The following is an 8,289-nucleotide window of genomic DNA, read 5'->3' as shown; positions in this document are numbered from 1 at the left end:
AGTTCTATAAAAGATTTAATTGTTAAGAATATGGCACAACTAGCACAACGCGTTAACTAAAAATAAAGATGGGCGAATGCCATCGTTTGACAATACGGATACAACGCTTGATCCACAATTTAAAGAAGCTGCTTTTAAGTTAAAAAACGGTCAGTCTACAAAGAAACCCGTCAGAACTCAGTACGGTTACGAAGTTATTCAAATGGTTAATCATCCAGCCAAAGGGATGTATGAGCAGCATGAGAATGAATTAAAAAATCAGATCGTAACTGCAAAGCTCAACGATAGCAGCATTGTACGGAAAATCGGAATGAAAGTTCTTAAGCGAGAAAAGATAATCATACACGATAAAAGCTTAAAGGGTGTTCTGTCCGAATTAACAGGGCAGTCTAATCAATCAAAATAAAATGTCGTAAAGCACGGTTATCTGAATTGTGAAGTTGATAAAACAATTATCTTAAACGAGTATACCAGCACATACTATAAGTCACATCTTAGTGAAATCACCACTATGTATAGTCGTTACTTCGAGACGACTTTTAATTATCGTCACTTTGAAGATCAAAAAGCCGGTGATGAATCTTTATGTCTATACATTGCGAAAAATGATTGCTGCATGGTTGGCTAAACGTGACCAAATGCCTGAAATGCAGTGGTTAACCGGAACCCGGAAATTCGACGGTCAACTTAAACAGATTAAAAAATTAATTGGCCCTCATGTTCAGCCATTTGGTAAATTAGCAACCGATATGCAAATTTTAATGAAGCGGCTGCCCAGTGAAGACGCTGGTCGTTTATACAATGATCTATGGTTAAGTATCGCGATTCATGCCTATTCAATTAAAGCTCTCGAACTTTTGATTGACGCCATTGATGCGTATGATAGTCATGATTTTGTAGGCGCATTTTTGCGAGTGGATCAAGCAAAGAAGTGTATGCAATTGATTCATAGTCAATGGCAAACAAACCCTGAAGCCAAGTGGCGGCACTTCTATGATAATGATTGCTATGCCAACATTACGTTAGCAGCTGAAGCTTTAGCAACCTTGGAAAACGTGATTCGAATTACTTGTGATGGTCCTGATGAAATTGCTTCTCGTTTAGAAGGAAATGATCCATTGCTTTAATGCAGGTAGGCAAACGAGGATTTTTACCAGAAAATAGTATGAGCACCATATAAATACGCATTGGCAGGAAAATGGCGCCATTTTCTTACCAATGCGTATTTATTTTCTAATCAGTGTTTCAAGATAAGATATGATCAATTGCCGATTCAATGTGGATTTGGGCAATATCAAGGATGACAACTGATAAATCTGTTTTATTAATGATTAAGGGTAATTCAGTGCAACCTAAAATAATTCCGTCGAGATCTTTCTCTTGAATCATTGCGTTAATGATTTTAAGAAGTTGCTTCTTGGTTTCACCTTTTATAATGCCATTTTCAAATTCATCAACAATTTTTTGATGAATAAACGCTTGTGATTGGGAATCTGGAAGAGAAATTTGAATACCGGCATTTATAAACGGCTGACTGAAAAAGTGATTCTGCATTGTAAACTTAGTTCCTAATAATCCCAACTTATGAAGGCCCAATGCTTTTGCGCGGTCAAGAGAGGTTTGAACAATACTTAATAATGGCAGCTTTGATTGATTCTGAATGGTGCTGAAGACAATGTGTGGTGTATTGCCGCACATCAACCCGAAATCCGCACCTGATTGTTTGAGTTGATTAGCTGCTTGTGAAAGATAGTCGGCAACTAATTGATACTCTCCTTGATCGAGCATATCAAACATATCATACATATTAATACTGTTAATGAGGATCTCAGGTAATTGTTTATCGGTGCCAATTCTTTTTTGATAACCCTTAATAATATCTAAATAGTAATTAACCGTTGCTTCGGGACCGATACCACCAATAATGCCGAGTTTTTTCATAAAATAGTTCTCCATTTACTGAGTTTAATTACAGATTGAGTCATTTTTTAAAGATTGATCATGAAGAAGCGATCCATTGCCGAATGTTCTCCATTATTCAATGGATGACCTAATTCAGAAAATCCGTATTTTTGGTAAACATGAATCGCGACTTTTAAATTATGATGGGTTTCCAGATAAACTGCATGATATCCGGCGTGTTTTGCAAATTTAATTGCTGCGTCCAGTAATTTATAACTTAAATGATTGCCACGGGCATCTTTTACTAAATATAGCTTTTGCAATTCTGCAATTTTGTTTTTAGAATCGTATTCGGCAATCCCATCACCGCCCAGAACATGGCCGTCATTAGATAAAGCAACGAAGTATTGACGGCTGGGACTTGATTGATAGTATTGACTTAAATTAGAAAGTTCAGAATCAAAATAGGCGGTTCCCGGGATATCTAATCCATATGCTTTTAGAGATTGTTGAACAATATGTGCCAAATATGAATTATCGCTGCTTTGAATAGGTCTGATTTTTGTCATTTTTATTCCTCCAATTTTAAGGAAGAGCGGGGCAAAAAACGCTTAACTTCCAGCCCCGTACATGGCTGGAAGTTGCTTTTTGTCCCGCTTTTCCACTCAGTAATCATCATGATTAAACTAGAAGAAGCTGGTCATAGTAACATATGTATCCCAGCTTCTTCCAATACTTAGCAACCCGATTTTTTGATCGAGTCATGAAAGACAGTTTTCTGTCCCGTTGTTATTATCTAAACCGGCTGATTAGCACGTTTATGCATAAACCTCACCAATTGAATAAAGTGTTGCTTTTCCACTTATCATTGTTCTGGCCCCCTGGTAGTCACAGTAGAGGACACCACTTCGTTTTGAAGCCTGAAAAGCAGTGATTTGATTCTTGCCTAGTCGTTTGGCCCAATAAGGGACTAGATGACAGTGGCCACTACCACAAACCGGGTCTTCATCAACAGCCAGTTTAGGGGCAAAGGAGCGCGAAACACTATCATATTGGTCACCAGGAGCTGTAATATGCAATAATAAGCCATCTAGTTGATTTACTTTTTTCAAGTCTGGGGCGGCATTGATGACTTGATCAGGTGTATTAAGAACACAGACCAAATCACGTCCCATATAGGCGGCAAGTGGCTTAACACCAATAGCGTCAGTCATTTCTTTTGTGACTGGCACAGGCTTTAAGTCATATGATGGAAAGTTCATTTCATATAAGTCAGCATTTTTGGTAACGGTAAGATCGCCGCTTAATGTATGAAAAGTAACGTGGTCATTATCTTTATCAACAAAATTCATGATTACATAACCAGTGGCCAAAGTCGCATGACCACAAAGATCAATTTCTCCACCAGGTGTAAACCAGCGAAGCCGATAGCCATTTACTTCTTTAACGCAAAAAGCGGTCTCTGATAAATTATTTTCCATCGCAATCTTTTGCATGAGGTCATCTTTAGGCCAACTATCCAGCAAACAAACAGCAGCCGGATTACCTTGAAATAATTTGCTGGTAAATGCATCAACAATATAACTTTTCATGTGTCAATCACTCCATTTCTTATTGCATATACTTTAAAACAAGTTATTATATAAGTAAAATTAATTTTTGTAATTCATGTATTAAGGAAGGTAATAAGAGTATGAATCGGTTACTAGCTTTTCAAAAGGTTGTTGAATTGGGTAGCTTTACAAAAGCTGCGAATGCGTTGGGGTTTACCCAATCTGCAATTAGTCAGATGATAACTTCATTAGAAGATGAAATGGCAATTAAGCTTTTGGACCGTTCTAGAAATGGTGCGACTTTAACATTGGAAGGTCGAAAAATATTCTCGTTTATCGAGAATATTTTATTGCAATATCAAGTAATGGAGGAAAAGGTCGATGAAATTAAAGGACTCGAAACGGGAGTTATCCGAATTGGGACGATTTCAAGTATTTCATGTCACTGGTTACCAAAGTTAATTAAGGCGTTTCAAGAAAAGTATCCTAAAGTTAAATTTGTTTTACATCAAGGGGATTATACAACAATTCCGGAATGGGTGAGGCAGGGCGAAGTTGATTTTGGCTTTATTAATCCAGATGTCAAAACGGGGATGGATACTGAATTTATTAAGACTGGAGAATTGCGGGCAGTCCTACCTATGAACAGTCCGTTGGCTAAACGAGACTATGTCAAATTGTCTGACTTGGTCACGATGCCTTTTTTGCAGTTGGAAGAAGGGATTTTGAGCGAACCGATGGAAGCCTTTCGTAAAGCAGGGCTCCAACCAGAGGTAAGACTTCGTGTTCATGATGACTACTCTATTATGTCAATGGTTGAATCCGGATTGGGTGTCAGTATATTACCAGAATTGGTTCTCCGTAAGACTGATTATGACATTAAAATCTTACCAACTAAACCAATCATTACCAGAAAAATCGGAATCGTTAAGAAAGATCGGGAAGTATTGCCGTTGGCCAGCCAAAAGTTTATTAAGTACTTATTTTCGCAAGTTGATAAGTTACCATAAGAAGTCACGTTTGATATTTGTTTCAACGTTAGGAAAGTTTTTACACAACACATTAGAAATGGTAATGTCATTATTAAAAATATTTGTTTTACTTATTTGTCACGACGGTATATAGTATCTTTAATTATAAATTGATGAGACGCACTAATGAATTTATAATTTTCAATGTTAATTCAATTGTGAATTATCAGTGAAATATTTTTTAGAAATGGAGCGTGTTGCTTATGAATTATCACTTTTCTAGCCGTGTACCGAAATCGGATGTTGATCCCGTTGGCAATATATTAAAAATTGCCGGGAAGCCTGGAATTATATCATTTGCTGGTGGATTACCCGCTCCGGAGCTTTTTCCAGTTGATCAAATTACCCAAGCAACTGATCAGGTCTTAAAAGAGAAGGGAAAAGATGCGCTTCAATATGGCTCATCCCAGGGAATTCAGGAATTGCGGGATGTCATTGTTGATCGTGTTAAAATTGAAGGAATCAATACTGATGCTGACCATGTTATGGTTGCCACCGGTTCACAGCAGACACTTGACCTTACCGGAAAAATCTTTCTTGATCGGGGAGATACCGTTATTGTTGAGAAGCCAACGTATCTTTGTGCGGTTGATGTCTTTAAGTCTTACGGGGCTCATTTTGTTGGTGTTGACATGGATGAAGATGGCATGAAAATGGATATGCTGGAAAAGGCATTGATTGAAAATCCAAGTACTAAACTAATTTACACAATTCCTAATTTCCAGAATCCAACTGGTCGAACGATGACTTTGTCCAGACGCGAGAAGCTGGTTGAATTAGCTGAGAAATATGATGTTATGGTTCTTGAGGATAATCCGTACGGGGCAGTTCGATTTGCTGGCAAAAATTTGCCGTCAATTAAATCTCTGGATAAATCAGGACATGTTATTTATATGGGAACATTTTCAAAAATCTTGGCACCCGGGATGCGGTTAGGATGGATTGTCACGGATACAAAGCTTCTTAATAAGTATACGATGATGAAGCAGTCAGCTGACCTACATACTGATAATTTGTCTCAGTATATTGTTGCTAAGTATTTTGAAATGTTCAATATTGACGAGCATATTCAATCAATTTGTCATTTATATCAAAAACGAGAGCAACTTATGATGAGTGCCATTCATAAATATTTCCCAAGTAATGTCAAATGCAGTCAGCCAGAGGGTGGCATGTTTATCTGGGTAGAGGTACCTGGGATTGAGGATACCCAAGCTTTATTTGATGATTGTATTAAGAATAATGTCGCTTTTGTTCCCGGTGAACCATTTTATGGAGATGAGGGGACCCCTGGAACATTTCGGTTGAATTATTCCAATATGCATGAGGATCAAATTGAAGAAGGCATTAAACGTTTGGGTGCAGCGATTCAAGAGTCGCTTACCAAAAGCTTGGTTTAATCTTAATGATGGTAGTTTGAATGCAGTATTCAGATGAAGTGACTCATTAACCTGAAAATTATTCAGTAATCTCTGTTATAGAAAACCAAATATCAATAATGATTTATCAAAACAGAGTGAGACATACATCCATGTGCTGGTGCACACCCCGGAAGATGAAAAAAATATAAGTTTAAATCGGCGACCATTAATCTTTCTTCCCGTATGATATGGGTGAAAGGCTAGTGGTCGTCGACTTTTAATGGGTACCGATGCGAAGGTCTCGAGAGACAAACTGATCCGTCTGCTTTTTGAGTACCCCGAAATATTGCGCTTAAGCATGAATATAAAAATACTGATTTGCAAAAGCAGATAACCTTTCCCATACTTAATTTATCCGAGGAGGGGTCACCATGACTGAACCAGTTAACGTTATTTATACTTCCTGTGCTGGGTTAGATGTCCATCAAGCCACGGTGGTTGCTTGCCTTTTACATGGTAAGCTGACTTCAACGCGTCCCAAAAAGGAACTCAAAACTTTTGAAACCACTCAAAAAGGACTTTCCCAGTTAGCCGAGTGGTTAACTGGATTCGATTGCCAAGCCGTGGCGATGGAAAGTACCGGGGGATATTGGCAGCCGATTTGGCATGTCCTCGAAGATCGTTTTCCGCTCATTTTAACCAACCCACAACGGATCAAGGGGATCACCGGCCATAAAACTGATAAGATTGACGCCCGTTGGATCGCTGGTCTGTTACGAGTCGACTTGATTCTGGCTAGCTTCATTCCGTCCGAATCGATTCGTGAATTGCGTGACTTAATGCGGACCCGCAAACATCTGGTGGCGGATCGAAATCGTAAAAAGAATCGGGTTCAAAAAATTTTACAGACCGCCGGGATTAAGCTAACCACTTGTATCGCCGATATTTTTGGTAAGTCGGGCCGCGCACTCTTAGATATGTTGGTAAATGGCGAAGTCTTGACGCCGGCAACGGTTGAAAAAGTGGTTTTTACATCTCTCAAACGCAAAGTACCGCTCATTGTCGAAGCACTCAACTTCACTTCCATTTTTAACAAATAGAAAAAGTAGTGAGTTTAAATCCCATCGTTAAATTCACAACAAAGTTTAGTCTATTTCGTACGGATGCTTCCTTGTCCTCTTATCAAAGTAGTCACTGTCTTTTGAAGGAATGAAAACTTTGCGTTAAATAAATAGTTAATAAAAATCGCTATTTTGATGATGATTTGTTAATAAGATTCTAAAGAAAAGTGTAACTTAATTGTATGTTTATTAACGCTTTACCATGACGTTGTTAGTTATACCTTGCCAGTGTAAGATTCATTTCAGAAAGGAATGAATCATAATGAAAAAAGGTTTAATTATGTTAGCAACGTTGTTTTTTGGAGTGACTGGGCAATTGGCAGTTCATGCGCAAACTACCACTTATTCTTATAGCACGTCCGACCAAAGTGTGACCGTTAATTTAAAGACTTATCATACCAAGTTGAGCAATGAGGGCGGGCCGGTATCTGTCACTCAAAAAGCTGTTACGGCATACGATTTAACAAATGGGCAACCCAATTACCAAAACCCCGTACACATTCCAAAAAATACGCCGTTAACCGTGGCACAGAAACTGCCAGGTGCGACGGGATATGTGGTTACTGTTCCGGGAAACACGACTGAAATGGTCGTTCAAGATCTGAAGGATAATTGTTACTCTTTCCACTCACTACAAAGTAACGCACAGCAGTTAAAATGGTTGAAGCATGCATCATTCAAATGGGCAAAAAAATTAACGTCCACTCAGCGACGAGCTGTGAGGTATTATACCGGAAACGGTTATACACCAATCAACGGAGCACTCCGTAAAATATCCAAAACCGTACCACATAAGATTACTAATGATATTCGAGCAATAAACACGGGTTTGAATAAGTTCAAACTTGCCGAACCAATTACAGTTTTCCGAGGAGTTTCAAAAGATGGATTAAAGATGTCGCTTGGAAATCAACCGGTAAAAGTGGGCGCAGAATACAATGATCCGGCTTATTCTTCCACGACGGTCAGTCGAGCAACTGCTTTGAACTTTTCCCACAACGTCGTTTTAAAGATCAACATTCCACAAGGACAGCGCGGTGCATATATTGCGCCACTTTCACAAAGTAAGGGTGAACAGGAATTTTTAATGAGACGGGGAACTAGAATGATTGTGACGAAGTTGCAAAAGGCAGCAACAACTATGCGGGTTACGACCTTGCGAAGACAGAAGCATCATCAGCCCAAGGTAACTCGGCAAGTGGTCAGAGTAAAATATTTATTAGTGACGTTAGATTTGGCGAAGTAATGACATAATGTCAGGTGAAAAAGCTCGGTCTGGAAAAATTACTGTTTGGTATGTTTATGATTAGAACTTTGTCAA

At 38.6% G+C, this 8,289-nt stretch carries 8 protein-coding genes and 1 pseudogene; 6 read left to right on the top strand and 3 right to left on the bottom strand.

Translation table 11 applies throughout. The features are described 5' to 3' along the window. Positions 1-67: 67 nt before the first annotated feature. Positions 68-406, top strand: a pseudogene (locus tag FC85_RS06390) (peptidylprolyl isomerase); the annotation flags it as partial. Positions 407-572: 166 nt separating this feature from the next. After that, the gene (locus FC85_RS06385) at positions 573-1,127 is read left to right on the top strand and encodes a hypothetical protein (protein WP_157051279.1); all 555 of its coding nucleotides are present in this window, start codon (positions 573-575) and stop codon (positions 1,125-1,127) included. 118 nt (positions 1,128-1,245) lie between these two features. Here the strand turns inward: FC85_RS06385 and FC85_RS06380 are convergent, their stop codons facing one another. From FC85_RS06380 to FC85_RS06370, 3 genes are all read right to left on the bottom strand, one after another. Next, positions 1,246-1,941: an aspartate/glutamate racemase family protein gene (locus tag FC85_RS06380; protein ID WP_057864707.1), complete on the bottom strand. Its 696-nt coding sequence runs from the start codon at positions 1,939-1,941 to the stop codon at positions 1,246-1,248. A 47-nt stretch (positions 1,942-1,988) separates the two neighbouring features. Further along, entirely contained in the window at positions 1,989-2,471 is a 483-nt protein-coding gene (locus tag FC85_RS06375) for a GNAT family N-acetyltransferase (protein ID WP_057864706.1), read from the bottom strand. Positions 2,472-2,720: 249 nt separating this feature from the next. After that, positions 2,721-3,494, bottom strand: coding sequence for a PhzF family phenazine biosynthesis protein (locus tag FC85_RS06370; protein WP_057864705.1), 774 nt, complete (start codon positions 3,492-3,494; stop codon positions 2,721-2,723). A gap of 101 nt (positions 3,495-3,595) precedes the next feature. On the opposite strand from FC85_RS06370, the gene FC85_RS06365 reads away from it, so the two are divergent. From FC85_RS06365 to FC85_RS06350, 4 genes are all read left to right on the top strand, one after another. Further along, entirely contained in the window at positions 3,596-4,465 is an 870-nt protein-coding gene (locus tag FC85_RS06365; protein ID WP_057864704.1) for a LysR family transcriptional regulator, read from the top strand. A gap of 224 nt (positions 4,466-4,689) precedes the next feature. Further along, positions 4,690-5,886, top strand: a complete 1,197-nt coding sequence (locus FC85_RS06360; protein ID WP_057864703.1) for an aminotransferase-like domain-containing protein — start codon at positions 4,690-4,692, stop codon at positions 5,884-5,886. Positions 5,887-6,278: 392 nt separating this feature from the next. Further along, positions 6,279-6,947 carry an IS110 family transposase gene (locus tag FC85_RS06355; RefSeq protein ID WP_057864702.1) on the top strand — a complete coding sequence of 223 codons (669 nt, stop codon included), beginning with the start codon at positions 6,279-6,281 and terminating at the stop codon, positions 6,945-6,947. A gap of 283 nt (positions 6,948-7,230) precedes the next feature. Further along, positions 7,231-8,214: an ADP-ribosyltransferase gene (locus tag FC85_RS06350; protein ID WP_057864701.1), complete on the top strand. Its 984-nt coding sequence runs from the start codon at positions 7,231-7,233 to the stop codon at positions 8,212-8,214. Positions 8,215-8,289: the final 75 nt, after the last annotated feature.

It is taken from the genome of Lentilactobacillus diolivorans DSM 14421 (assembly GCF_001434255.1).
In the GTDB taxonomy this organism is placed as follows: domain Bacteria; phylum Bacillota; class Bacilli; order Lactobacillales; family Lactobacillaceae; genus Lentilactobacillus; species Lentilactobacillus diolivorans.
Note: the sequence above shows the minus strand (reverse complement) of the source record. Positions and strands in the feature narration are given on the sequence as shown.

Excerpts from the sequence above, each read along its gene's own strand:
- FC85_RS06380 (WP_057864707.1), bottom strand. The coding sequence starts at position 1,941 with ATGAAAAAACTCGGCATTATTGGTGGTATCGGTCCCGAAGCAACGGTT.
- FC85_RS06375 (WP_057864706.1), bottom strand. The coding sequence starts at position 2,471 with ATGACAAAAATCAGACCTATTCAAAGCAGCGATAATTCATATTTGGCA.
- FC85_RS06370 (WP_057864705.1), bottom strand. The coding sequence starts at position 3,494 with ATGAAAAGTTATATTGTTGATGCATTTACCAGCAAATTATTTCAAGGT.
- FC85_RS06365 (WP_057864704.1), top strand. The coding sequence starts at position 3,596 with ATGAATCGGTTACTAGCTTTTCAAAAGGTTGTTGAATTGGGTAGCTTT.
- FC85_RS06360 (WP_057864703.1), top strand. The coding sequence starts at position 4,690 with ATGAATTATCACTTTTCTAGCCGTGTACCGAAATCGGATGTTGATCCC.
- FC85_RS06355 (WP_057864702.1), top strand. The coding sequence starts at position 6,279 with ATGACTGAACCAGTTAACGTTATTTATACTTCCTGTGCTGGGTTAGAT.
- FC85_RS06350 (WP_057864701.1), top strand. The coding sequence starts at position 7,231 with ATGAAAAAAGGTTTAATTATGTTAGCAACGTTGTTTTTTGGAGTGACT.